The 24,088-nt window shown below is 72.3% G+C and carries 23 protein-coding genes; 16 read left to right on the top strand and 7 right to left on the bottom strand.

Annotated elements, in window-relative coordinates:
• The first annotated feature begins 128 nt into the window (after nucleotides 1-128).
• Entirely contained in the window at nucleotides 129-542 is a 414-nt protein-coding gene (locus AB0H71_RS21355) for a M15 family metallopeptidase (RefSeq protein ID WP_357024499.1), read from the top strand.
• 1 nt (nucleotide 543) lies between these two features.
• Here AB0H71_RS21355 and AB0H71_RS21350 read toward each other — a convergent pair whose 3' ends face one another.
• On the bottom strand, nucleotides 544-1,683 hold the full coding sequence (locus AB0H71_RS21350; protein WP_357023531.1) for an XRE family transcriptional regulator: 1,140 nt from the start codon (nucleotides 1,681-1,683) through the stop codon (nucleotides 544-546).
• A gap of 353 nt (nucleotides 1,684-2,036) precedes the next feature.
• Here AB0H71_RS21350 and AB0H71_RS21345 point away from each other — a divergent pair, with 353 nt between their 5' ends.
• Entirely contained in the window at nucleotides 2,037-2,342 is a 306-nt protein-coding gene (locus AB0H71_RS21345; RefSeq protein ID WP_067659166.1) for a hypothetical protein, read from the top strand.
• Between the two features lie 48 nt (nucleotides 2,343-2,390).
• On the opposite strand, the gene AB0H71_RS21340 is transcribed toward AB0H71_RS21345, so the two are convergent.
• Nucleotides 2,391-3,275, bottom strand: coding sequence for a PAC2 family protein (locus tag AB0H71_RS21340; RefSeq protein WP_357023528.1), 885 nt, complete (start codon nucleotides 3,273-3,275; stop codon nucleotides 2,391-2,393).
• A 100-nt stretch (nucleotides 3,276-3,375) separates the two neighbouring features.
• Between AB0H71_RS21340 and metH the strand changes: the two genes are divergently transcribed.
• The 10 genes from metH to AB0H71_RS21290 all read left to right on the top strand — a co-directional run bounded on the left by metH (nucleotide 3,376) and on the right by AB0H71_RS21290 (nucleotide 16,859).
• Complete coding sequence (gene metH / locus AB0H71_RS21335) at nucleotides 3,376-6,963, top strand: methionine synthase (RefSeq protein ID WP_357023525.1); 3,588 nt, start codon at nucleotides 3,376-3,378, stop codon at nucleotides 6,961-6,963.
• Between the two features lie 374 nt (nucleotides 6,964-7,337).
• The gene (locus AB0H71_RS21330) at nucleotides 7,338-9,872 is read left to right on the top strand and encodes a protein kinase (protein ID WP_357023522.1); all 2,535 of its coding nucleotides are present in this window, start codon (nucleotides 7,338-7,340) and stop codon (nucleotides 9,870-9,872) included.
• Nucleotides 9,873-9,928: 56 nt separating this feature from the next.
• Nucleotides 9,929-10,618, top strand: a complete 690-nt coding sequence (locus AB0H71_RS21325) for an HAD family phosphatase (protein ID WP_357023519.1) — start codon at nucleotides 9,929-9,931, stop codon at nucleotides 10,616-10,618.
• A 114-nt stretch (nucleotides 10,619-10,732) separates the two neighbouring features.
• Nucleotides 10,733-11,596, top strand: coding sequence for an arpA protein (locus tag AB0H71_RS21320; protein ID WP_357023516.1), 864 nt, complete (start codon nucleotides 10,733-10,735; stop codon nucleotides 11,594-11,596).
• A gap of 27 nt (nucleotides 11,597-11,623) precedes the next feature.
• Nucleotides 11,624-12,451, top strand: coding sequence for a class I SAM-dependent methyltransferase (locus AB0H71_RS21315; protein ID WP_357023513.1), 828 nt, complete (start codon nucleotides 11,624-11,626; stop codon nucleotides 12,449-12,451).
• Entirely contained in the window at nucleotides 12,448-14,265 is a 1,818-nt protein-coding gene (locus AB0H71_RS21310; protein ID WP_357023511.1) for a choline/carnitine O-acyltransferase, read from the top strand. The genes AB0H71_RS21315 and AB0H71_RS21310 overlap by 4 nt, the downstream gene beginning before the upstream one ends.
• Nucleotides 14,266-14,335: 70 nt before the next feature.
• A complete protein-coding gene (locus tag AB0H71_RS21305) occupies nucleotides 14,336-14,599 on the top strand; it encodes a phosphoribosyl-ATP diphosphatase (RefSeq protein ID WP_067659283.1) in 264 nt (87 codons plus the stop codon).
• A 64-nt stretch (nucleotides 14,600-14,663) separates the two neighbouring features.
• Complete coding sequence (gene hisG, locus AB0H71_RS21300) at nucleotides 14,664-15,515, top strand: ATP phosphoribosyltransferase (protein WP_357023508.1); 852 nt, start codon at nucleotides 14,664-14,666, stop codon at nucleotides 15,513-15,515.
• Nucleotides 15,516-15,591: 76 nt separating this feature from the next.
• On the top strand, nucleotides 15,592-15,720 hold the full coding sequence (locus AB0H71_RS21295) for a hypothetical protein (RefSeq protein WP_357023506.1): 129 nt from the start codon (nucleotides 15,592-15,594) through the stop codon (nucleotides 15,718-15,720).
• The gene (locus tag AB0H71_RS21290; protein WP_357023503.1) at nucleotides 15,720-16,859 is read left to right on the top strand and encodes a putative sulfate exporter family transporter; all 1,140 of its coding nucleotides are present in this window, start codon (nucleotides 15,720-15,722) and stop codon (nucleotides 16,857-16,859) included. Before AB0H71_RS21295 ends, AB0H71_RS21290 begins: the two co-directional genes overlap by 1 nt.
• Here the strand turns inward: AB0H71_RS21290 and AB0H71_RS21285 are convergent.
• Nucleotides 16,827-17,720 carry a PD-(D/E)XK nuclease family protein gene (locus AB0H71_RS21285; protein ID WP_357023500.1) on the bottom strand — a complete coding sequence of 298 codons (894 nt, stop codon included), beginning with the start codon at nucleotides 17,718-17,720 and terminating at the stop codon, nucleotides 16,827-16,829. The two genes, AB0H71_RS21290 and AB0H71_RS21285, sit on opposite strands and share 33 nt — an antisense overlap.
• Nucleotides 17,721-17,807: 87 nt before the next feature.
• On the opposite strand from AB0H71_RS21285, the gene AB0H71_RS21280 reads away from it, so the two are divergent.
• Entirely contained in the window at nucleotides 17,808-18,641 is an 834-nt protein-coding gene (locus AB0H71_RS21280) for a tRNA (adenine-N1)-methyltransferase (protein ID WP_357023497.1), read from the top strand.
• 121 nt (nucleotides 18,642-18,762) lie between these two features.
• Here AB0H71_RS21280 and AB0H71_RS21275 read toward each other — a convergent pair whose 3' ends face one another.
• Complete coding sequence (locus AB0H71_RS21275; protein WP_357023494.1) at nucleotides 18,763-19,269, bottom strand: hypothetical protein; 507 nt, start codon at nucleotides 19,267-19,269, stop codon at nucleotides 18,763-18,765.
• A gap of 208 nt (nucleotides 19,270-19,477) precedes the next feature.
• On the opposite strand from AB0H71_RS21275, the gene arc reads away from it, so the two are divergent.
• Entirely contained in the window at nucleotides 19,478-21,238 is a 1,761-nt protein-coding gene (arc, locus tag AB0H71_RS21270; protein ID WP_357023491.1) for a proteasome ATPase, read from the top strand.
• A gap of 121 nt (nucleotides 21,239-21,359) precedes the next feature.
• Here the strand turns inward: arc and AB0H71_RS21265 are convergent, their stop codons facing one another.
• Nucleotides 21,360-22,058, bottom strand: a complete 699-nt coding sequence (locus AB0H71_RS21265) for a peptidylprolyl isomerase (RefSeq protein ID WP_357023488.1) — start codon at nucleotides 22,056-22,058, stop codon at nucleotides 21,360-21,362.
• A 182-nt stretch (nucleotides 22,059-22,240) separates the two neighbouring features.
• On the opposite strand from AB0H71_RS21265, the gene AB0H71_RS21260 reads away from it, so the two are divergent.
• Complete coding sequence (locus tag AB0H71_RS21260) at nucleotides 22,241-22,621, top strand: arsenate reductase family protein (RefSeq protein WP_357023486.1); 381 nt, start codon at nucleotides 22,241-22,243, stop codon at nucleotides 22,619-22,621.
• An 11-nt stretch (nucleotides 22,622-22,632) separates the two neighbouring features.
• Nucleotides 22,633-23,313 carry a TIGR00266 family protein gene (locus AB0H71_RS21255; protein ID WP_357023482.1) on the top strand — a complete coding sequence of 227 codons (681 nt, stop codon included), beginning with the start codon at nucleotides 22,633-22,635 and terminating at the stop codon, nucleotides 23,311-23,313.
• On the opposite strand, the gene AB0H71_RS21250 is transcribed toward AB0H71_RS21255, so the two are convergent.
• Both AB0H71_RS21250 and AB0H71_RS21245 read right to left on the bottom strand, forming a co-directional pair.
• Nucleotides 23,297-23,836 (bottom strand): NUDIX domain-containing protein, encoded by a 540-nt coding sequence (locus tag AB0H71_RS21250; RefSeq protein ID WP_357023479.1) that lies wholly within the window; start codon nucleotides 23,834-23,836, stop codon nucleotides 23,297-23,299. The two genes, AB0H71_RS21255 and AB0H71_RS21250, sit on opposite strands and share 17 nt — an antisense overlap.
• Nucleotides 23,829-24,074, bottom strand: coding sequence for a hypothetical protein (locus AB0H71_RS21245; RefSeq protein WP_357023476.1), 246 nt, complete (start codon nucleotides 24,072-24,074; stop codon nucleotides 23,829-23,831). Before AB0H71_RS21245 ends, AB0H71_RS21250 begins: the two co-directional genes overlap by 8 nt.
• Nucleotides 24,075-24,088: the final 14 nt, after the last annotated feature.

The raw sequence follows: 24,088 nt of genomic DNA, 5'->3' as shown, positions 1-24,088 counted from the left end.
CACGACCCGGCGGTGCCCGCGGGCTCCCGGCGGGTGCGCGCCGGGGCTCGGCGGCGCTGCTGCTCGCCGCGGGGCTGGCGCTGACCGCACCGGTCGCGTACGCCGCGCCCGCACCGCCCGCGACCGCGATCGATCAGCGCGAGGGAATCGGCTCGGCCGCCGGCACCGACGGGCTGAACCCGGCGCTCGCCCTCGCCTACACGCTGGCCGAGGGCGAGGCGCACGCGCAGGGCGTGCCGCTCTCGATCACCTCCGGCTACCGCGACCCGGCCGAGCAGCAGGCGCTCTGGGACGACGGGCTCGCCACCTACGGCAGCCCGGACGAGGCGCGGCGCTGGGTGCTCCCGCCCGACGAGTCCACGCACGTCAGCGGCGACGCCATCGACGTCGGGCCGCAGCAGGGGGCGCAGTGGCTGGAGGCGAACGGGTTCCGCTGGGGCCTCTGCCGCACCTTCGACAACGAGTGGTGGCACTTCGAACTCGCCACCGCGCCGGGCACGCCGTGCCCGGCGCGCATCCCGGACGCGAGCGCCAGGAACTGACCTACACCCGGGCGAGCGCCCGGAGCTGGTCCAGGTAGTCCTGTCCGCGCGGATCGCCGGGGAACCGGTCGTTGATCTCGCGCGCCAGCTCCCCGGCGATCCAGCCGAGCGAGGGCAGCGAGCGGCGATCGTGCCCGAACGCCGCCTCCGCCTCGGCGAGCGCGCACTCCAGGTCGCGCTCGCGGGCGGCGAGCACCGCCAGCGTCAGGTGCGCCTCGGCGGCGCGCATGGGGTTGCGCACGGTGCCGTCCACCCGGAACGAATCCCGGATGACCTCCCTGGCGTAGGCCCGCGCGGCCCGGTCGTCGCCGACCACCCGGCTGCAGTCCATGGCGTAGAAGTCGAACTTCTGCGGGTCCACCACGAAGTGGTTGTCCAGGTCGGCGGGGTGCTCGAGCTGGTCGAGGATGGCGCGGCCGCGCTCGAGCGCGGTCTCCACCCTGGCCCGGTCGCCGAGCCGGGCCCAGCCCTTGGCCTGCTGCGCGGCCAGCTGTACGCCGACGCCGTAGCCGCGGCAGGCGTCGATGAGCGGCTCCGCGGCCTCGATGGCGCCGCGGTAGTTGCCCTGGGTGAGCGCGAACCACGACGCCATCTCGGCGGCCCAGCCCATGATCTCCGGGTTCTCCGACTCGGTACCGAGCGAGAGCGCCGCCTGCCGGGTGGATTCCGCCGCGGCCCGCTTGCCGAGGTCGTACTCCACGCAGCCGACCAGCAGCGCCACCCAGCCCGCCAGCGAGAGGATCTCCCGGTGCTGGGCGAGGGTGAGCCTGCCGTCGAGCAAGGCGGCTATCCGGCGCAGCCAGGCGGTGCCTTCGCTGTGCAGCTCGATCGGGTCGGCGTAGGCGTACTCGCAGCAAAGCCGCTCCGCGGTGATCCGCACCGCGTCCAGCGTGGAGCCGGAGACATCCGAGATCCGCAGCCTGCCGACGAATTCCAGGGTGTCCATGCCGGTCGCGGAGAGCAGCTCGTCGTCCCGGTTCGGCCTGGCCTTGGGGAAGAAGGAGGCCGCGGCGGAGTCGAAGGCGGCCGCGATGATGGGGGCGTAGAAGTCGTCCGGCTTCGACTCACCAGCCTCCCACCTGCGCCAATTGCGCAGCAGCGTGCTGTCGGTCGGCAGATTGTGCGCGGACTTGGCGCGCATCACCCGGATCGCGTCGGATTGGGACCACCCCCTCGCGTCGCGTTCGGAGCGCATGCGGACTGCCCAGACGGGTCGATCGTCGGCTATGGCCACGCCGCCAGTATCGCACCAGTTAACCTTCGGCGTCCTCGATAGGGCAACCCGATGTCACCGGGTTGACATCTGCATTCGCACTATGTCGTTCGGCATCCTGTAGGGGAGCGGGAAGTTTGCCCAAAGGTTCCTGTAAGTGCAGATGGTTGTGCATCCGCTGCTGCGGAGGCACGCGCAGGGGTAGGAGCCGGCGGGTGATCCCTGGAGGCGCTCCCGGGGACCGCGAGACGCGAAGGTTTACCGATCCAATGGAGGTTTCGGTGCAAGCGTTGACCTACGGGTACGTGCGGGACGATCTGGCCGACGGGCGGGGGGAGGAGCTGGAGCACGCGCTGCGTGATCTGGCCCGATCCCGCGGCCTCTGTTTCGCCGCGACCTTCCACGAGTCCTGTGACGGCGACGGCACGGCGCTGGCGGAGCTCACCCACGAGCTCCAGCGCGCCGACGCGCACCACGTGCTCACGCCCTCGCTCGACCACCTGGGCGGCCAGACCATCCCGCGCGAGATCCTGATCGCCCGGCTGGCGCGCGATGCCGCCGCGCTCGTGCTCACCCTGGACGGGTGAGCGGCCCGGCGCCCGGCCCCGCCCCATCCCCGGCGGGGCCGGCGCGCCTCACAACCCGAAGTTCCCCGGCCCCCGCCGCCGCAGGTACTTCTCGAACTCGGCCGCGATGGCATCGCCGTCGATCTTCGAGATGGCCTCGTTCAGATCCACCGCGGCGTCGCCGCGCTCCTCCAGCGAGCGCACATACTCGCTGATCTCCTCGTCGCCCTCGGTCATCTCGTTGACCGTCTCCTCCCACTCCTCGGCCTGCTTGGGCAGCTCGCCGAGCGGCACCTCGATGTCGAGCACCTCCTCGACCCGGTGCAGCAGCGCGATGGTGGCCTTGGGGTTGGGCGGCTGCGAGATGTAGTGCGGCACCGCGGCCCAGAAGGAGACGGCGGGGACGCCGGCCCGGACGCACTGGTCCTGCAGCACGCCGGTGATGCCGGTGGGGCCCTCGTAGCGGGTCTGCTCCAGGGCGAAGCGCTCGGCGGCCTCGGGGCTGTAGGCCGAGCCGGTGACCGGCACCGGCCTGGTGTGCGGGGTGTCGGCGAGCAGCGCGCCGAGGATCACCACGGTCTGCACCCCCAGTTGCTCGATGAACTCGAGCAGGTCGCCGCAGAAGCTGCGCCAGCGCATGTTCGGCTCGATGCCGCGCAGCAGCACGATGTCCTTGTCGCTGCCGGGCGGCGAGCACACCGACAGCGAGGTCGACGGCCACTGGATCTCCCTGGTCACCCCGTCCACCTGGCGCACCGTCGGGCGGTTCACCTGGTAGTCGTAGTAGTCCTCGGAGTCCAGCTCGGCGAGCGGCTCGGCGTCCCAGATCAGTTCCAGGTGCTCGACCGCGCCGCTGGCGGCATCACCCGCGTCGTTCCAGCCCTCGAAGGCCGCGACGAGCACCGGATCCCGCAACGTCGGCAGTTCCGAATCGGGAGTTTCACTGCGGTTCACCCGGTCAGCCTACGGCGTGGCGCGCCGGGACGCGGCGTCCGGTGAGGGCGCGTCCGGGCGCGCGGCGGATGGCGTCGGACCAGCCCACTACCCTGGTCTCATGGTTGCGCCCCGGTTCGACACCACCCTGCTGGATACCCTCGCGCGCCGCGTCGTGATCGGCGACGGCGCCATGGGCACCATGCTGCAGGCCGCCGATCTCACGCTCGACGACTTCCGCGGTCTGGAGGGCTGTAACGAGATCCTCAACGAGACCAGGCCGGACGTGTTGCGCCATATCCATCGGGCGTACTTCGAGGCGGGCGCCGACGCGGTCGAGACCAACACCTTCGGCTGCAACCTGCCCAACCTCGCCGACTACGACATCGCCGACCGCATCCGCGACCTCTCCGAGCGCGGCACCAGGCTGGCCCGCGAGGTCGCCGACGAGATGGGGCCCGGCGCCGACGGCACGCCGCGCTACGTGCTCGGCTCGATGGGGCCGGGCACCAAGCTCCCCACCCTGGGTCACGCCCCCTACGCCGCGCTGCGCGACGCCTACACCGAGGCCGCGCTCGGCATGCTGGACGGCGGCGCCGACGCCATCCTCATCGAAACCTGCCAGGACCTGCTCCAGGTCAAGGCCGCGGTGGTGGGCAGCAGGCACGCCATGGCGAGCGCGGGCAGGCGGATCCCGATCATCACCCACGTCACCGTCGAGACCACCGGCACCATGCTGGTCGGCAGCGAGATCGGCGCCGCGCTGACGGCGATCGAGCCGCTCGGGGTGGACATGATCGGCCTGAACTGCGCCACCGGCCCGGCCGAGATGAGCGAGCACCTGCGCCACCTCTCCCGGCACGCGCGGCTGCCGGTCTCGGTCATGCCGAACGCCGGGCTCCCGGTGCTCGGCGCGAACGGCGCCGAGTACCCGCTCTCCCCGGAGGAGCTGGCGATCGCGCTGCGCGATTTCGTCAGCGAGTTCGGGCTGGCGCTGGTCGGCGGCTGCTGCGGGACGACGCCGGAGCACATCCGGCAGGTCAGCGCGGCGGTGCACGAGGTGGAGCGGGCGCTGCCGCCGATCCCGGAGCGCAGGCACCCGGAGCCGGAGCCGAGCGTCTCCAGCATGTACACCGCGGTCCCGTTCGAGCAGGACGCCAGCGTCCTGATGATCGGCGAGCGCACCAACGCCAACGGCTCCAAGGCCTTCCGCGACGCCATGCTGGCCGGCGACTGGCAGCGCTGCCTGGAGATCGCCAAGGACCAGACCCGCGACGGCGCGCACATGCTCGATCTCTGCGTCGACTACGTCGGCCGGGACGGCACCGCCGACATGAGCGAGCTGGCGAGCCGGCTCGCCACCGCCTCCACGCTCCCGATCATGCTCGACTCCACCGAGACGCCGGTGCTGCGCGCGGGGCTGGAGCACCTCGGCGGGCGCTGCGCCGTGAACTCGGTGAACTACGAGGACGGCGCCGGGCCGGAGTCGCGGTTCCAGCAGACCATGGCGCTGGTCGCCGAGCACGGCGCCGCCGTGGTCGCGCTGACCATCGACGAGGAGGGGCAGGCCCGCACCGCCGCCAAGAAGGTGGAGATCGCCGAGCGGCTGATCACCGACATCACCACCAACTGGGGGCTGCACGAGTCCGACATCATCGTCGACACCCTGACCTTCACCCTCGGTACCGGCCAGGAGGAGTCGCGCCGGGACGGCCTGGAGACCATCGAGGCCATCCGCGAACTCAAGCGCCGCCACCCCGAGGTGCAGACCACGCTCGGGCTGTCGAACATCTCCTTCGGCCTGAACCCGGCCGCGCGTCAGGTGCTGAACTCGGTCTTCATGCACGAGTGCGTGCAGGCCGGGCTGGACTCGGCGATCGTGCACGCCTCCAAGATCCTGCCCATCGCGCGCATCCAGGAGGATCAGCGCGAGGCCGCGCTCGACCTGGTCTACGACCGGCGGCGCGCGGGGTACGACCCGCTGCAGAAGCTGATGGAGCTGTTCGAGGGCGTCTCCACCGCGTCGTCGCGGGCCTCGCGGGCCGAGGAGATGGCGGCGCTGCCGCTCTTCGAACGGCTGGAGCGGCGCATCGTGGACGGCGACCGGAACGGCCTGGAGCCGGATCTGGACGAGGCCATGCGCGAGGTGCCGCCGCTGCAGATCGTCAACGAGACGCTGCTGGCCGGGATGAAGACCGTCGGCGAGCTCTTCGGGTCCGGGCAGATGCAGCTGCCCTTCGTGCTGCAGTCGGCCGAGGTGATGAAGACCGCGGTCGCCTACCTGGAGCCGCACATGGAGGCCACCGACGACAGCGGCAAGGGCCGGATCGTGCTCGCCACGGTCAAGGGCGATGTGCACGACATCGGCAAGAACCTGGTCGACATCATCCTCTCGAACAATGGCTACGAGGTGGTCAACCTCGGCATCAAGCAGCCGATCGCCACCATCCTCGACGCCGCCGTCGACAAGAAGGCCGACGTCATCGGGATGTCCGGGTTGCTGGTGAAGTCGACCGTGATCATGAAGGAGAACCTGGAGGAGCTGAACACCAGGGGCGTGGCCGACCAGTTCCCGGTACTGCTCGGCGGCGCCGCGCTCACCCGCTCCTACGTGGAGAACGACCTCACCGAGGTCTACCTGGGCGATGTGCACTACGCCAGGGACGCCTTCGAGGGGCTCCGGCTGATGGACACCATCATGACCCGCAAGCGCGGCGGCGGCCCCGACCCGGACAGCCCGGAGGCGATCGCCGAGCGGGAGAAGGCGGCCGAGCGCAAGGCGCGGCACGAGCGCTCCAAGCGGATCGCCGAGGAGCGCAAGGCCAAGGAGACCCCGGTCGAGGTGCCCGCGCGCTCCGACGTCGCCGCCGAGCTGCCGGTGCCGGTGCCGCCCTTCTGGGGGACCAGGGTGGTCAGGGGGCTGGCGCTGCACGAGTACGCCGGGCTGCTGGACGAGCGCGCGCTCTTCCTCGGGCAGTGGGGGCTGCGCGGGCAGCGCGGCGGCGACGGGCCCAGCTACGAGGAGCTGGTGGAGTCGGAGGGCAGGCCGCGGCTGCGCGCCTGGCTGGAGCGGCTCAGCACCGAGAACGTGCTGCAGCACGCCGCGGTGGTGTACGGGTACTTCCCCGCGGTCTCCGAGGGCGACGACGTGGTCGTGCTCACCGAGCCGCGCCCGGACGCCCCCGAGCGCTACCGCTTCACCTTCCCGCGCCAGCAGCGCGACCGCTTCCTCTGCATCGCCGACTTCATCCGCTCGCGCGAGCACGCGGAGCGCACCGGGCAGGTGGACGTGCTGCCCTTCCAGCTGGTGACCATGGGGCAGCCGATCGCCGACTTCGCCAACCAGCTCTTCGCCGGCGACAACTACCGCGATTACCTCGAGGTGCACGGCATCGGCGTGCAGCTCACCGAGGCGCTGGCCGAGTACTGGCACCGCCGGGTCCGCGAGGAGCTGGTGCTGGAGGGCCACACGGTCGCCGAGTCCGACCCGGACGACGTGCAGGAGTTCTTCAAGCTCGGGTACCGCGGCGCGCGCTACTCCTTCGGCTACGGCGCCTGCCCGGAGCTGGAGGACCGGGCCAAGCTGGTCGACCTGCTGGAGGCCGAGCGCATCGGGGTCCGGCTCTCCGAGGAGCTGCAGCTGCACCCGGAGCAGTCCACCGACGCGTTCGTGCTGCTGCACCCGGAGGCCAAGTACTTCAACGCCTGAAACGCGGGTGTGAGCGGTTTCACGGCGAAATCGCGCACACCGGCGGGGTTCGTGCCGGATCATGGCGCGGGCGTGCCGTGCCCGAAACCGGATGCCGGGGAAGGGATTCGCCGCGGCACCGGGAACAGGGCCGGCGCGCGCTCGACGCGGAGCGCGCGCCGCCGTGGCGTACCGTGCTCGAGTCCGCCGATGGAACGGCCCGTTTCGGGTATGCCAACTGTCGGACCTCGCGCACCGGAGCGCTCGTCGTATGCCGCACCCGGTGGCGTGCGGCCCGCCCGGAGTCGAAGCGGCTCGGGGCGTAGGATTTTCGCCGGGCTCCGGGGCTCGTGCGCCGAGTTGCGGTGCTGCTCGGCGGAAAGGAGCACGATCAGATGACGTCGGACCGATTGATCGCGGGACGGTATCGGCTCTCCGATCCGATCGGCACCGGCGCCATGGGCGTCGTGTGGAAGGCGACCGACGTCCGGTTGCAGCGGACCGTCGCGGTCAAGCAGCTGCGGCTGGACCCCGGGTTGACGCCCTCACAGGCCGTGGAGGCGCGGGCCAGGGCCATGCGCGAAGGGCGGATCGCGGCCCGGCTGCACCACCCGAACGCCATCACCGTCTTCGACGTCGCCGAGGAGGACGGGCGGCCGTGGCTCGTCATGGAGTTCATGGACGCGCCGAGCCTCGCCGCGCGGATCTCCGGGGGTCGGACGCTGCCGCCCATGGAGGTGGCGCGGATCGGGGCGCAGGCGGCCGCCGCGCTCGCCGCCGCGCACAAGGCGGGGATTCTGCACCGGGATGTGAAGCCGGGGAATCTGCTCGTCGCCGACGACGGCACGGTCAAGATCACGGACTTCGGGATCTCGCGGGCCGTCGGTGACGTGACCGTCACCGCGACCGGTTTTCTCGCGGGGACGCCCGCGTACCTGGCGCCCGAGGTGGCGCGCGGGGAGGACGGGGAGCCCGCCTCCGACGTGTTCGCGCTCGGCTCGACGCTGTACGCGGCGGTGACCGGGAGTCCGCCGTTCGGCGAGGGCGACAATCCGCTGGCCGTGCTGCACGCGGTCGCGCGCGGGCAGGTGCAGCCGCCGCAGCACGCGGGGGCGCTCGGGCCGGTGCTCATGCAGTTGCTGGCGCCGACGCCCGAGGCGCGGCCCACCATGCGGCAGGCCGCCGAGGTGCTCGAAGGGGTTGCCGTCGGGCGGCCCGCCTCGGTGCTGCCGCCCGGGGGATATCCGCGGACCGCGGTGCTCGCCGGGCCGGGCGGGACCACCGTCCTGCCCGATCCGAACCGGTTCGGCGGGCCGCCGCCGAACGACCCGCGGAGTGTTCCGCCGGGGCCGCGGGTCAATGCCTTCCGGCCCGCGTATGGGCCGGGGTCCGGGGCGCCGGGGGCGTACGGGCCGGTGACGCCGGGGTACGGGCCGGGGACGCCGGGCTTCGGGCCGGGAGGTTCGGGGCATTCGCCGGGGACGCCGGGGTACGGGCCGGGGACTCCGGGTAGTGCGCCGGGCTTCGAGCCGGGGGCTCCGGGATCCGGCCCCGCCCAGGTGCCGCAGGGGCCGCTGAGTGGTCCGGCACCGGACGGTGGGCAGCGCGGAGGCGGCGCGAACTCGGTGCCCGCCGCCGGTGGCGGCTCGTCTTCGGCGAGCGGTGCCTCGGGTTCGAAAGAGGTCGCGGGCGCGCAGGCGAAGGGCTCCGGGGAGGCCGTCGAGCTGAGCAAGCGGGACGGTGCGATCGCCGGTGCGGCGGTCGGCGCCGCCTCCGCCTCGAAGCTCGGTGACGCCGGAAGCACCGGCGGCAAGGCAGCCGATGCTGCCGCTTCGGGCTCCGAGGCGTCGGGAAGCGGTGCGGACGACAGCGCCGCCATCGCGGGCTCGGCGGCGGCAGGCGGCCCCGCAGCGGGCAGCACCTCCGCCGATGCGGGTACGGCCGACGCCGGCTCTGCGGCTTCGGGCGCGCCCGCGGCGGGCTCCGGCGGCCCGGGTGCGACCCCGGCTCCCGCCACCACGGCGAACCTCGGCACCACCGCGTCGAGCGACGCCGCTCCGGGTCTCGGCACCGCCACGTCGAGCGACTCCGCCCCGAATCTCGGCACCGCCACGTCGAGCGACTCCGCTCCGAGCCCCGGCACCGCCGCGCCGAGCGACTCCGCTACGAGTCTCGGCGCCGCCGCCTCGAGCGCCGCCGCCTCGAGCGGCCCCGCTCCTGCAGGTCCCGCACACTCGGGCTCCAGGCCCTCGAGCCCCACGCCCTCGGGCCCCACCCCCTCGGACACCCCGACCCCCGACCCCACCACGGCCCTCCCGTACACCCCGGACTACGCCGCCTTCGCGGCAGCTGCCCGCCCGGCCCCCACCCCCCTCGAATACACCCCGCCCCGCCGCGACCCCGCCGCGGGCAAGCGGCTCCAGCTCACCGCACTCGGCGCCATCGCGGTCGCGGTGATCGTCCTCGCGGGCGTCCTCATCGCCCTGATCGCCAACGGCACCGGCGACGAGCAGCAGGCCGCGCCCCCGCCGCCCCCGAGCACCTCGGCCCCCGCCCCCACCACGGAAGCCCCGACGACGACCCAGCCGCCCACCTCGAACGCCCCCGCCCCGCAGAACGGCCCGCCGACCCCGGAGCAGCAGGCCCAGTTCGTGCAGGGCTACTACGGCATGCTGCCGGGCGATATCAACGGCGCCTGGGCCCAGCTCTCCCCGGGGTACCAGGCGCAGACCGGCGGCTTCGGCGCGTACTCGCAGTTCTGGTCGACGATCCGCGGGGTGCGGGTCGGCGCCGTGACCCCCTCCGGCCCGGACACCGTGGTGGCGAACCTGACCTACACCCTCGCCGGCGGCGGCACCAGCTCGGAGAACCGCTGGTTCCGGGTGAGCAGCGAGGGTGGCCGCTTCGTGATCTCGGGCTCCGGGCTCTGACCCGGCCCGATAGGCTTGGCCGCGGCGGCCGGACGGCCGGGGAGAGGCGGACCACGATGACCCGACCGGCGGGCGTGCTCTGGGACATGGACGGCACCCTGCTCGACTCCGAGAAGCTGTGGGACGTCGCGGTGCGGGAGCTGGCCAGGGAGCACGGCCACGAGATGACCGACGAGCTGCGGCACGCGCTCATCGGCGCCTCCGGCCCGAACGCGCTGCGCATCATGTTCACCGGCCTCGGCATCGAGCCGACCCGGGCGGCGCTCACGGCGGCGGGGGAGTTCCTGGAGCGCCGCGTCACCGAGCTCATGACCGGCCCGATCCCGTGGCGTCCCGGCGCGCGGGAGGCGCTGGCGGTGATCCACGCCGCCGGGGTGCCCGCAGCGCTGGTCACCAACACCAAGCGGTCACTGACCGAACTCGCCTTGAATACGCTCGGCCGGGAGAATTTCGCGGTCACCGTCTGCGGCGACGAGGTGCCGCACGGCAAACCGGAGCCGGATGTCTACCTGCGCGCCGCCGAGCTGCTCGGCGCCGACCCGCGCGCCTGCGTCGCCGTCGAGGACTCGCCGACCGGTTCCGCCGCGGCCGCCGCCGCGGGCTGCGCGGTCCTGGTCGTGCCCTGCGAGATTGCCGTTCCCGCCGCGCCCGGGCTGATCTTCCGGGAATCGCTGACGGGGCTCTCGATGGCCGATCTGGCCGCGGTGCTCACCGCGGCGGAACGTGAGCCCGCCGCCCGCCGGTAGCGAGAGTTACTGCGCGGCAACAGGAATATCCGCACGTCGGGGGTGTGACAGTAGTCACCGGCGATCTCGGCGAATCCCGGGCGTGTTCCCGGCGCGCCCCGTCACAATATCGCCATGACGGTGATGGGGGTCCTCGACGAAATCGTCGATACCGCACGGTATCCGCTGGCCGATCCGGAGGGGGAGGGGTGGCGCGCCGCGGTCGGCGCCGCCAGGGCCGAGCTGGCCGCCACCGGCTGCCACGTGCTGCGCGAGTTCGTCCGGCCGGAGTTGGTCGAGACGCTGCGGGCGCAGGGCGAGGCCATCGCACCGGACGCCTACTACAAGGTCGAGCGGGTCAATGCCTACAACATCCCGCTCGATTCCGAACTGCCGCAGGATCATCCGGGCGCCATCGTGCTGGAGCGCGGCAATGCCTTCGTGCCGCGGGATCTGATCCCCGCCGACGCGCTCATCCACCGGCTGTACGTGAGCGAGGTCTTCCAGCGCTTCGTCGCCGACTGCTTCGGGCTGCCCGGGCTGCACGAGTTCGCCGACCCGCTGGCCGGGCTCTGCCTGAACGTGGTGGCGCCCGGCATGTCGCACCCCTGGCACTTCGACACCAACGAGTTCACCGTCAGCATGCTCACCCAGCCCGCCGAGGCGGGCGGGGTCTTCGAGTTCTGCCCGAATATCCGCAGCGCCGAGGCGGAGAACCTGGACGACGTGCGCGCCGTGCTCACCGGCACCGGCGACTACCCGGTACAGCGGCTCGAGCTGCGCCCCGGCGATCTGCAGCTCTTCCAGGGGCGCTTCTCCCTGCACCGCGTCTCCCCGGTTTCCGGCGCGGTGCAACGGCATTCGGCGATCTTCGCCTACACCGACCGGCCCGGTGTGATCGGCACCGTTGAACGGACCCGGCAGCTTTTCGGCCGGGTGCTGCCGGACCACGTCGCCGCGGCGGCCTCCGCCGTCCGCGGTGACCGATTACTCGATTGATCCTGGCTCGACCGAGAGGAACGCACAGTGCCGGTACCCTTGCACACGACCGGGAAAGCCTCCTTCGACCACATCTACGACCGCCCCGATCCCCGTGAGTACTACCGGCGGATGTCGGAGCTGGGCTACTCGATTCCCGATTCGGCGGCACCCTTCTTCCAGCAGCAGCTCCGCGAGTACCGGGCCTCGGCCCGGGTCGCGGTGCCGACGGTGCTCGACATCGGCTGCTCCTACGGGGTGAACGCGGCACTGCTGCGCTTCGGCACCAGCGTCGCCGAGCTCGCCGAGAGCTACGCCGGCACCACCGACCGGGATTCCGCGCTCGCGCTCGACAAGGGGAGGGCCGAGGTGCCGGGCGTGGACGCCCGCTTCCTCGGGATCGACGCGTCGCGGCCCGCCCTGGAGTACGCGGCCGAGGCCGGGCTGCTGGACGAGGTGGTGCACGCCGACCTGGAGGCGGCTGATCCGGACGAGGACCAGCGCGAGGTGCTGGCCCGCGCCGACCTGGTGATCTCCACCGGGTGCATCGGCTATGTCACCGAGAAGACGCTGGTGCGGGTGGCCACCGCGCATCCGCGCCGCAGGCCGTGGATGGCACACTTCGTGCTGCGCATGTTCGATTACGGTCCCGTCGCCGCGGAGCTCGCGGCGCTCGGGTACCGCACCGAGCAGGTGCCCGGACTCCACGCACAGCGGCGCTTCGCCTCCGCCGACGAGCAGGCGCAGGTGTTGAAGACGTTGGCGGACAAGGGCATCGACACCACCGGGTACGAGGCCGACGGGTCGCTGTATGCGACCCTTCATCTCTCCCGACCGCTACCGGAACACTCCGCCGACCCCGAGGACCACTCGTGACACGCACCTTCGCCGCCGAGGATCAGCTGCCAAGGGTGCCGCTGCCCACCCTGGAGGACAGCGCCGCCCGGTTCCTGGAGTGGAGCGCCCCGCTCCTCACCGACGACGAGCGCGCCGCCACCGAGGCCGCCGTGGCCGACCTGCTCCGCCCGGACGGGCCGGGCCGCACCCTGCACGCCGCGCTCGCCGAGTACGACGCCACCCCCGGCGTCGGCAGCTGGCTGGACCTCTTCTGGCCCTCCCGCTACCTGGGCCGCCGCGACCGCATCGCGCTGAACGCGAACTTCTTCTTCCTGTTCCGCGACGACACCCCGCTCGCCGCCTCCACCTCGGCCGACCAGGCCGAGCGCGCGGCCGCCATCACGCTGGCCGCGGTGGACTACAAGCTCGCGCTGGACGCCGAGGAGATCCCGCCGGTCACCCAGCGCGGTAACCAGCTCTCCATGTGGCAGAACAAGTACCTGTTCTCCGAGACCCGCATCCCGGGCGCGGAGCAGGACTCGGTGCGGGTGCCGTACTCCGACGAGCACCCCGGCCCCTCCACCGCGCGGCACATCCTGGTCTTCCACCGCGGCAATGCCTTCCGGCTGGACGTGGTCGGCCCGGACGGGGCGCCGTATTCGGCCGAGGACCTCGCCGACGGGCTGCGCGCGGTGCTCAAGGCGGGTGCGAAGGCCGCGGCCACCGACACCGCCGTCGGGCACCTGACCACCAAGGCCCGCGCGGAGTGGGCGGCCAGCCGGGCCGAGCTGCTGGCCGACCCGGGCAACGCCGCTTCGATCGAGACCATCGAGTCCGCGCTCTTCGTGGTCGCGCTGGAGGACTTCGCCCCGCGCGACGAGCAGCAGGCCAGCGACCAGCTGCTGCACGGCGACAGCGGCAACCGGTACTTCGACAAGGCGGTGACCTTCGTGGTCTTCGCCGACGGGCAGGCCGGGATCAATGTCGAGCACTGCGGGCTGGACGGCACCACCATCCTGTCCTTCGTCGACACCCTGCTCGGCACCCCTTTGGCCGGGCACGCGGAGCGCTCCGGCGCGCGCGGCCAGGGGCTGCCGCCGGTGGAGCCGATCGAGTTCACCCTGAGCGCCGCGCAGCGCGCCGATATCGCGGCGGCCGCCGCCGATTTCGCCGCCTACGCCGCGGCGAACGCCACCCAGGTGGTCTCGTTCGACGACTTCGGCACCGAGGCCGCCAAGAAGCTGAAGATCAGCCCGGATGCCTTCGCGCAGCTCAGCTACCAGATCGCGCACCGGCGCAGCAAGGGCTTCACCGGCGCCACCTACGAGTCCATCGCGACGCGGCAGTGGCGCAACGGCCGCACCGAGGCCATGCGGGTGATCACCCCGGAGATCATCGCCTTCGTGGACGCCTTCGAGGACGCGGGCGCCTCCACCGAGGCCAAGCTGGCTGCCGCGCGGGCCGCCGCGGCGGCGCACGTGGAGCGGGCCAAGCAGTGCCAGGCCGGCGCCGCGCCCGAGCAGCACCTCTGGGAGCTGGAGTGGATCCAGCGCCGCCGGGGCGCCGAGCTCGGCGTCACCGAGCCGCTGCCGCTGTACAGCAGCCCGGGCTGGCGAATCCTGCGCGACGACTACCTGAGCACCAGCTCGGCGCCGTCGGTGTACATCCGCCAGTTCGGGTTCGGCTCCACCAGCCCGACCTGCATCGGCGTCGCCTACGTGCTGCTGCCGGATCGCTGGAAGCTCTACCTCGCCACCCCGCAGCCGGTGGCCGGGGAGATGCACGCCTTCGCGGAGCACCTCCGCACCGCCGTCGCGGACCTGCGCGAACTGCTGGCGACCGACGCCGGCTGAGCCCGGCCGGTGCCGCGGCGGGCGTACCCGTCGCGGCACCGGAGCGGCCGGGTCTGAAAGAATGACCCGCGTGAAGAACTTCGAGGCCCTGTTCGCCGAGCTGCAGGACCGCGCCGCCACCCGCCCCGAGGGGTCCGGAACCGTGGCCGCGCTGGACGCGGGGGTGCACACCCAGGGCAAGAAGGTGCTCGAGGAGGCCGGCGAGGTCTGGATCGCCGCCGAGCACGAGAGCGACGACGCCCTCGCCGAGGAGATCTCCCAGCTCCTGTACTGGGTACAGGTGCTGATGGTGGGCCGCGGGCTGACGCTGGACGACGTCTACCGACATCTGTGACGGCACCCCGCCGGCACCCCGTCGACCGTCGAGAGCACTCACCCCACCCCGAAAGGACCCCACCGTGCTGCGCGTCGCCGTACCCAACAAGGGCTCGCTGTCCGAATCCGCCTCCTCGATCCTCGCCGAGGCCGGATACCGCACCCGGACCGATTCCCGCGACCTGACCGTGCTCGACCCGGCCAACCAGGTCGAGTTCTTCTTCCTCCGCCCCAAGGACATCGCCATCTACGTCGGCTCCGGCGAGCTCGACCTCGGCATCACCGGCCGCGACCTGGCCCTGGATTCCGGCGCGCCGGTGAAGGAGCGGCTGGCGCTCGGCTTCGGCCGCTCCAGCTTCCGCTACGCAGCGCCGGAGGGCCCGCAGTGGTCGGTCGAGCAACTGGCGGGCAAGCGGATCGCCACCTCCTACCCCAACCTGGTCCGGGCCGACCTGGCCGCGCGCGGGCTGACCGCCGAGGTCATCCGGCTGGACGGCGCGGTGGAGATCTCCATCCAGCTCGGCGTCGCCGACGCCATCGCCGACGTGGTCGGCTCCGGCCGCACGCTGCGCCAGCACAACCTGGTGGCCTTCGGCGATTCGCTCTGCGACTCCGAGGGCGTGCTGGTCGAGCAGGCCGACTCCGGCACCGAGGACCGGGCCCGCAACCAGCTGGTCGCCCGGATCCAGGGCGTGGTCTTCGCCCAGCAGTACCTCATGCTGGACTACGACTGCCCGAAGAAGCTGCTGGACGAGGCGGTGCTCATCACCCCCGGCCTGGAGTCGCCGACGGTCTCCCCGCTGGCCGACCCGGACTGGGTGGCGGTGCGCGCGCTGGTGCCGCGCAAGCAGGGCAACGAGCTCATGGACCGGCTCGCCGAGCTGGGCGCGAAGGCCATCCTCGCCACCGACATCAGGTCCTGCCGAGCCTTCTGAGCGGGCTCGTCAAGGATTGCGTTCTCCGAAACGGCAATCCGTGTGCGGGCGGGCGCGGCGTTGCTACGGTGCCGCCGTGTCGTCACCAATACCGCGGCCCGAGCGCCGTTTTCCGCTGAACGAGGACTGGCTCGCCACCATCGTGGGGCTGGTCCTGCTGGTCCTGATCCTGGCAGGCGTCGTCCCCGGATGGCTGGTGCCCTGATGAGCGACCTGGAGAAGCAGGAGGCGGCGACCGAGACCGAGGCCATCGCCGGTGCCGAGCAGCCCGTGCGGGCTACGGACGTGCTGCTCGGCCTCGCCGTGGTGCTGGTACTCGGTGCGCTCACCCGGTACCTGGAGATCAACGTGCCGAAGTGGGCGGCCGATGGCACGTTCTCCCGGGTCGCCAAGGCGGTCGAGTTCCCGGTGTACGCCATCGCGCTCGGGCTCATCGGCAATGTGGTGCTGAGCAGCCTCGGGCTGCGCGACCGGCTCGCCGCCGGGTTCCGCACCGAGTTCTTCATCAAGACCGGCGTGGTGCTGCTCGGGGCCTCCATCAACCTGAAGCTCCTGGTCACCGCGGCGGGCCCGGCGATCCTGCAGGCGCTGCTGCTGATCACCATCGTCTTCGGCTTCACCTGGTGGTTCGCCGGGCGGCTCGGCATCGACGACAAGCTGCGCGCGCTGCTCGCCTCCGCGGTCTCCATCTGCGGGGTGAGCGCCGCCATCGCGGCGGCGGGCGCGGTGCAGGCCAGGCGCGAGCAGATCGCCTACGCCGCCTCGCTGGTGATCCTCTTCGCGCTGCCCTCGATCTTCCTGCTGCCCTGGCTGGCCGATGTGTTCGGGCTGCCCGACGCGGTGGCGGGCGCCTGGATCGGCGGCAATATCGACACCACCGCCGCGGTCGCCGCCTCCGGCGCGCTGGCGGGCGAGGAGGCGCTGCAGATCGCGACCATCGTGAAGACCACGCAGAACGCGCTGATCGGGCTGGTCGCCATCGCGCTCACCGCGTACTTCACGCTGCGCGTCGAGCGCACCGCGGGCGCGGCCCGGCCGAAGCTCGGCGAGTTCTGGGCGCGCTTCCCGAAGTTCGTGCTCGGCTTCCTCGCGGCGTCGGTGATCGGCACGCTCTACCTGCAGCAGGTCTCGGCCGCGACCGGCAAGGAGCACATCACGCTCGTCAACGACCTGCGCACCGACTTCCTGATCCTGGCCTTCGTCTCCATCGGCCTGGAGTTCTCGCTGCGCGGGCTCCGCGAGGCCGGCCGCCGCCCCATCCTCGTCTTCGGCTCCGCGGTCATCGTGAATCTCGCTGCCGGACTCGGCTTGTCAATCCTGCTGTTCCGCGATTTCCAGGTCTGACGCCGCCGGAGGCCCCGGGTACGGCGGCGGGGTGCCGCCGTACGCGGGGCAGAGCGGCTTGAAATCGCAGTAGGCGCAGAGCCATCCGGTGCTCGGCCGGAAATCGCCGGTGCGCACCGCCTCGGCCACCGCGCGCCAGAGCGCCGCCAGGGTGCGTTCGAAGCGCTCCAGCTCGGCCGCGTCGGGGGTGTAGGAGAGCACCTGCTCGTCGGCCAGATAGATCAAGCGCAGCTCGGCCGGGACGACGCCGCGGGTGCGGAACATCATGAGCGCGTAGAACTTCAGCTGGAAGAGCGCCCTGGTCTCCTGGGTGACGCCCGGCGCCCTACCGGTCTTGTAGTCCACCACCCGCAGCGCGCCGCCGGGCCCGGCATCGATCCGGTCGACGAAGCCGCGCAGCGGCACCCCGTCCGCCGACTCCGCCTCCAGCCGCAGCTCGCAGGATTCCGGGTCGAACGCCGTCGGATCCTCCAGCCGGTAGTAGCTCGCCAGCAGCGCGGCCACCTCGGCGGCGAAGGCCGGGAACTCCGCCTCCGGGATCAGCTCGCCCGCCTCCGGCCGCTCGGTGCGCACCCGCTCCCAGGCCGCGGGCAGCAGCGCCTCGGCCGTCTCCGGAACGCGTTCGGCGGCAGGCAGTTCGAAGAGCCGCTCCAGCACCGCGTGCACCACCGTGCCGCGTACCGCCTGCCGGGACGGCGCCTCCGGCAGCCGATCCACCGCGCGGAAGCGGTACTTGAGCGGGCACTGCTTGAAATCCGCGGCGCGCGACGGGGAGAGCGCGAGCCCGGCGGGCGCGGCCGGGCCCGCCCCGGGTTGCTCCGGCGGCGGACCGGCAGGGGGCGTGGACACCGGCAGCGACATACCTGGCAGGCTATCCGGCGGTACCGACACCCCGGCGGCCGCAGACCGCGCGGCGGGGGCCGGACAACGACCAGCGAACGGAGATCCATGACGGCCAGACGGACCGGGCCATTCACCATCGGGGACCGGGTGCAGCTGACCGACGCCAAGGGCAGGCTGCACACGGTGATCCTGGAACCGGGGAAGGAGTTCCACACCCACCGCGGCGCGATCAAGCACGACGACCTGATCGACGCGCCCGAGGGCAGCGTGGTGAACTCCACCAACGGCACGCCCTACCTGGCCCTGCGCCCGCTGCTCGTCGACTACGTGCTCTCCATGCCGCGCGGCGCCGCCGTCATCTACCCCAAGGACGCGGCGCAGATCGTGCACGAGGGCGACGTCTTCCCCGGCGCGCGGGTGCTGGAGGCGGGGGCCGGCTCCGGCGCGCTGACCTGCTCGCTGCTGCGCGCGGTCGGGCCGGAGGGCGAGGTGATCTCCTACGAGATCCGCGACGACCACGCCGAGCACGCGGTGCGCAATGTCGAGCGCTTCTTCGGCGAACGCCCGGCGAACTGGTCGCTGACCATCGCCGACGTGGCGGCCTACGACGGCCCGCCGGTGGACCGGGTGGTGCTGGACATGCTGGCGCCGTGGGACGCGCTGCCCGCGGTCTCCGGCGCGCTGGTGCCCGGCGGGGTGCTCATCGTCTATGTGGCGACCGTCACCCAGCTCTCCAAGGTGGTGGAGGCGCTGCGCGAGCAGCAGTGCTGGACCGAGCCGCGGTCCTGGGAGTCGCTGGTGCGGCCCTGGCACGTGGTCGGGCTCGCGGTGCGGCCGGAGCACCGGATGCAGGGGCACACGGCGTTCCTGGTCAGCGCGCGCAGGCTCGCCGAGGGCACGGTGGCGCCCAAACCGCAGCGCCGCCCGTCGAAGGGCTGAATCGCATCCGTGAAATTCCGGTGTCGGAATCCGCCCGCCGGGGAACAATGGCAGCGTGGAAACGCGGTGCGGGTGGTGCCGGGTACGTGCTCGGAGCTCGTACCCGGCACCCGCGCGGCGATCAGGCGCAGGGGATCTGCGCGAAGCCGAGCAACGTGCACGCGGTCGCATCCGACAGCTTCCAGCTGCCGCCGACGTTCTCCCAGGTGAGCGGGATGGCGGGGGCGGCGCCGTTGGGCGAGGTGATCACGGTCGGCGCGGTCGCGGTCGTGCCCGCGACGGTGACGTCGGACACGGTGAAGGTGAGCTTGCCGTACCCGGCGAGCGCCTGCGTCAGCTGCTCGATGGCGGCGGCGCGCTTCTCGCCGTCCACCACCACCGCGGTTTTCTGGGCGGTCGGCGTGGCCGGATCGGCCAGTGTGTCCAGGGTGGCCTGCAGCTGCGCCGGGGTCGGCTGGGCGGCACTGTCCGCCCCCGCCTGCGAGCTGGACGCGGCCGCCTTGGAGGACGTGGCGGCGGCGCTGCTCGCGACGGCACTGGTGCTCGCGGCGGCGGAGTCGGACGAGTCGTCCGAACCGCAGCCGGCGAGGCCGAGCGTAACGGCGGCGGCCGCCGCGACGGTAGCCACGGACACACGCAGTGCACGGGAAGGAAGGAGCATCTCGGCAACCTTTCGGCTTATCGGCGAGAGGACCCGCCGGGGTTGTTAGGGCAGGCTAACATGGTGACTCGGCGGCCGGTCACAGCAGAGATGTGATCACGACGAAACCATGTCGGACAGCGAGAACGGTTCGCGCCCGGTAGCGTTGATAGACCGGGACTGGGAGGAGCAGCACATGAGCCCCATCGAGAATTCGGATTCGGCGGCCTGGAGAGAGCTCGAGGCGGTTCGCGCCGAGGCGGCTGCACTCCGCAGGCAACTCGCCGACTCGCCTGATCGCGGGCGGGAACTCGAGGCCCGCATCGATTCGCTCACCATTCGCAATACGAAGCTGATGGACACCCTCAAGGAGGCCCGTCAGCAGCTGATCGCGCTCCGCGAGGAGGTCGACCGGCTCGGCCAGCCGCCCAGCGGCTACGGCATCCTGATCGGCGCCTACGAGGACCAGACGGTCGACGTCTTCACCTCCGGCCGGAAGATGCGGCTGACCTGCTCGCCGAATATCGACACCGATACACTCGAGTACGGCCAGACGGTCCGGCTCAACGAGGCGCTCACCGTGGTCGAGGCGGGCAATTTCGACGCCATCGGCGAGATCGGCACGCTCCGCGAGGTGCTGGACGACGGCCGCCGCGCGCTGGTCGTCGGGCACGCCGACGAGGAGCGGGTGGTGTGGCTCTCCGGCCCGCTGAGCAAGCTCTCCGAGGCCGACGACCTGGACGACCCGGACTCCCCGATCCGCAGGCTGCGCCCCGGCGACTCGCTGCTGGTCGACACCAAGGCCGGGTTCGCCTTCGAGCGCATCCCCAAGGCCGAGGTCGAGGATCTGGTGCTGGAGGAGGTGCCGGATGTCGACTACACCGACATCGGCGGCCTCGGCAGGCAGATCGAGCAGATCCGGGACGCGGTCGAGCTGCCCTTCCTGCACAAGGACCTGTTCCGCGAGTACGCGCTGCGCCCGCCCAAGGGCGTGCTGCTCTACGGCCCGCCCGGCTGCGGCAAGACACTGATCGCCAAGGCGGTGGCGAACTCGCTGGCCAAGAAGATCGCCGAGGCCCGCGGTGAGGACGCCAAGGAGGCCAAGTCCTTCTTCCTCAACATCAAGGGCCCGGAGCTGCTGAACAAGTTCGTCGGTGAGACCGAGCGGCACATCCGGATCATCTTCCAGCGGGCGCGCGAGAAGGCCTCCGAGGGCACCCCGGTGATCGTGTTCTTCGACGAGATGGACTCGATCTTCCGCACCCGCGGCTCCGGCGTCTCCTCGGACGTGGAGACCACCGTCGTCCCGCAGCTGCTCAGCGAGATCGACGGCGTGGAGGGGCTGGAGAACGTCATCGTGATCGGCGCCTCCAACCGCGAGGACATGATCGACCCCGCGATCCTGCGGCCCGGCCGGCTGGACGTGAAGATCAAGATCGAGCGGCCGGACGCGGAGTCCGCGCAGGACATCTTCTCCAAGTACCTGACCGACACGCTGCCGCTGCACGCCGACGACGTCGCCGAGTTCGGCGGGGACAAGTCGCTCTGCATCCGCACCACCATCGAGCGGGTCGTGGACCGGATGTACGCGGAGAGCGAGGACAACCGCTTCCTGGAGGTCACCTACGCCAACGGTGACAAGGAGGTCCTGTACTTCAAGGACTTCAACTCCGGCGCCATGATCCAGAACATCGTGGACCGGGCCAAGAAGTACGCCATCAAGTCGGTGCTCGACACCGGCAACCCCGGCCTGCGCATCCAGCACCTCTACGATTCGATCGTGGACGAGTTCTCCGAGAACGAGGACCTGCCCAACACCACGAATCCGGACGACTGGGCGCGGATCTCCGGCAAGAAGGGGGAGCGGATCGTCTACATCCGCACGCTCGTCACCGGCAAGAACGCCAGTGCCAGCCGGGCCATCGACACCGAGTCGAATACCGGGCAGTACCTGTAGGTCCTGCGAACCGAGTCGTACGACGACGAGGGCCGCGATCCAACGGATCGCGGCCCTCGTCGTCAGGACAGGGAGGCCCGGACGGCCCGCGGGCCGGGAGGCCGGGAACGCTGCCCGACGCTCAGCCCTTGGCGACCACGACGTTGTCGAGCACGACCGGAACAGCCGGGGCGCCGTCGCCACCACCGCCGAGCACGCCCGCCGCGGCGATGCCGTTCAGCAACTCCAGCCCGGCGGTGACCCGGCCGAACGGGGTGTAGTTCGGCGGCAGCTGGGAGTCGCGGTAGACCAGGAAGAACTGGCTGCCGTTGGTGCCGGGCCCGGCATTCGCCATGGCCACGGTGCCGGCCGGGTAGACGGCGCCGGCCAGGTTCTCGTCCGGGAACCGGTAGCCGGGCCCACCGGTGCCGGAGGCGGTCGGGTCGCCGCACTGCAGCACGAAGATGCCGTCGGTGGTGATCCGGTGGCAGGCGGTGTGGTCGAAGTACCTCTGCCCGGCCAGGAAGGCGAACGAGTTCACCGTGCGCGGCGCGGCGGCGCCGTCCAGCTCCAGGGTGAGCGGGCCGCAGGTGGTGTTCAGCGTCGCCGTGTAGGTGGCCGCCTCGATGGTGAGCGGCGGCTCGGCCTGCCACTGCTGGCCGGTCGGGGTCGCGGGGCCGGGCGCTGCGCACACCGCGGGGGCGGGCGCGGCCTGCGCGGGGCCCGCGCCGAGCAGCGCGGCCAGCAGCGGCGCGGCCAGCAGGGCGGCGCGGAATCGGGGTCGGCCCGGCGCGGGCCGGGGGGAGGTCGCGGGGGAAACGGGCGGCGGAACGCAGCTCACCGGGCGGGCTCACTTTCGGGGTGTCGCGGGTCGATCGATGCGGCCCGCATCTTGCCACCCCGCCCCGGCGTGGCGCCGCGCTTCGCCGAGTTCGCCGTGCGGCGCGGAGCGCTGAGCCGCCCGCAGCGGCGGGCGCGCAGCGCGGCGATCGGGCCGCACCCGACAGCGGTACGCTCGCGGACATGGCCGCCACACCCGAGATCTGGCACAACCCGCGCTGCTCCAAGAGCCGCGCCGCCACCACACACCTGGACGGCATCGGCGCCGAGTACCGCGTGCGCCGCTACCTGGACGACCCGCCCACCGCGGCGGAGCTGCGCGCGGTGCTGGCGCGGTTGGGCCGGGAGCCGTGGGAGATCACCCGCACCGGCGAGGCGGTGGCGAAGGAGCTCGGGCTGAAGGACTGGCCGCGCACCGACGAGGCGCGGGAGCGCTGGATCACGGCGCTGGCCGAGCACCCGGTGCTGATCGAGCGCCCGATCGTGCTCACCGCGGACGGCGGCGCGGTCGTCGCCAGGACGCCGGAGGCGCTGGCCCGCCTCGGCTCCGCCGCCGGGCGGTAGGGTCGCCGACCATGAAGGTACAACTGCGCCACAGCCCCGCCTCCGCCGTCGCGCGGTGCTTCCTGGCCGGCGGCGAGCCCATGCGGGTGGAGAGCGGCGCCATGGTCGCGCACTCGGCGGGGGTCGCGCTGCAGGCCAAGGCGGAGGGCGGCATCATGGCCGGGCTCAAGCGATCGGTGCTGGCGGGCGAGTCGTTCTTCATCTCCACCTTCACCGCCCCGCAGCAGGGCGGCTGGGTGGACGTGGCGCCCGCGCTCCCGGGTGACGTGCTGAACCTGCAGATCACCCCGGAGCGGCCGTACTTCATCTCCCGCGGCGGCTGGATCGCGAACTCGCACGCGGTGCAGGTGGAGAGCAAGTGGGGCGGCTTCGCCAACCTCTTCGGCGGCGAGGGCGGCTTCGGGCTGCGCGCGCACGGCGACGGCGAGGTGGTGGTCGGCGTCTTCGGCGCCATCGACATCATCGACCTGCAGCCGGGCGAGCCGGTGACCATCGACACCGGGCACGTCGTCGCCTACGACCTGGCGATGAACTTCACCATCCGGCGCGCGGTCTCCGGTCGCTCCATCCAGTCGCTGAAGTCCGGCGAGGGGTTCGTCTTCGACTTCGTCGGCCCCGGCCGGGTGCTGCTGCAGACCCGCAACCCGGGCGCCTTCGCGGCCTGGGCCGGGTCGGTCAGCTCGGCGTCCTGAGCAGGTCGTCGACGAGCAGCCGGGTGTCTGGGACGAACGGCCAGGCCGGATCGGCCAGGTGCGCGCGGAGCTCGGCATCGGTCCACCACCAGCCGTCGGCGACCTCCTCCGGCTGGTGCCGGATCGGGCCGTCCCAGCGCACCGCGTAGGCGAAGAGGTGGCAGCGCATCGGCGCGCCCCGCCACCGCCCGTCCCAGGAGACCCGGGCCGCGGGCTGCGCCCCGACGCCGCCAGCGAGCACGATGCCGAGCTCCTCGGCCAGCTCCCGCTCGGCGGTGCGGGCCGGGGTCTCGCCCGGCCCGACCACGCCCCCGGCCAGGCAGTCGTGCAGACCGGCGAAGACCAGCTTGCTGTCGGTCCTGCGGTGCACGTAGACCCGCCTGCCGTCGCCGGAGCGCACCAGCACGCCCGCGCTGGCGTGCCAGAGCCCCTCCCGGTAGACGGTGGCCCGGTCGGCGGCGCCGGTGACCCGGCCCTGTGCGTCGTACACCGCGATCCGCTCGGCTCCCGCTCCCTCACCCACCGATCGAGGGTAGCCCGCGGTACGCGAGGAACTGCAGCGCCACCGTGCAGAGCGCATTGGTCGTCAGGTAGACCAGCACGACGACCGGCAGCAGCGCCGCACCGGCCAACGCGGTGCCGGGCAGCACCCACAGGGTGAGCGGGCGCAGCATCGGCAGCGTGGGCTGACCCGCGCCGCGGCGCAGCGTCATCCGCGCGGTGCCGTGCGCCGCGATCGCCGCGATCAGCGCCAGCGGCACGGCGACCAGTGCGA

Origin of the sequence: Nocardia sp. NPDC050697 (assembly GCF_040654395.1) — a bacterium.
Taxonomy (GTDB): domain Bacteria; phylum Actinomycetota; class Actinomycetes; order Mycobacteriales; family Mycobacteriaceae; genus Nocardia.
This window is presented reverse-complemented; position numbering and strand designations above follow the sequence as displayed.

What these genes read in the sequence shown, in the direction of transcription:
- AB0H71_RS21350 (WP_357023531.1), bottom strand. Translation starts at nt 1,683, where the DNA reads ATGCGCGCCAAGTCCGCGCACAATCTGCCGACCGACAGCACGCTGCTG.
- metH (WP_357023525.1), top strand. Translation starts at nt 3,376, where the DNA reads ATGGTTGCGCCCCGGTTCGACACCACCCTGCTGGATACCCTCGCGCGC.
- AB0H71_RS21330 (WP_357023522.1), top strand. Translation starts at nt 7,338, where the DNA reads ATGACGTCGGACCGATTGATCGCGGGACGGTATCGGCTCTCCGATCCG.
- AB0H71_RS21325 (WP_357023519.1), top strand. Translation starts at nt 9,929, where the DNA reads ATGACCCGACCGGCGGGCGTGCTCTGGGACATGGACGGCACCCTGCTC.
- AB0H71_RS21320 (WP_357023516.1), top strand. Translation starts at nt 10,733, where the DNA reads ATGACGGTGATGGGGGTCCTCGACGAAATCGTCGATACCGCACGGTAT.
- AB0H71_RS21290 (WP_357023503.1), top strand. Translation starts at nt 15,720, where the DNA reads ATGAGCGACCTGGAGAAGCAGGAGGCGGCGACCGAGACCGAGGCCATC.
- AB0H71_RS21285 (WP_357023500.1), bottom strand. Translation starts at nt 17,720, where the DNA reads ATGTCGCTGCCGGTGTCCACGCCCCCTGCCGGTCCGCCGCCGGAGCAA.
- AB0H71_RS21280 (WP_357023497.1), top strand. Translation starts at nt 17,808, where the DNA reads ATGACGGCCAGACGGACCGGGCCATTCACCATCGGGGACCGGGTGCAG.
- arc (WP_357023491.1), top strand. Translation starts at nt 19,478, where the DNA reads ATGAGCCCCATCGAGAATTCGGATTCGGCGGCCTGGAGAGAGCTCGAG.
- AB0H71_RS21260 (WP_357023486.1), top strand. Translation starts at nt 22,241, where the DNA reads ATGGCCGCCACACCCGAGATCTGGCACAACCCGCGCTGCTCCAAGAGC.
- AB0H71_RS21255 (WP_357023482.1), top strand. Translation starts at nt 22,633, where the DNA reads ATGAAGGTACAACTGCGCCACAGCCCCGCCTCCGCCGTCGCGCGGTGC.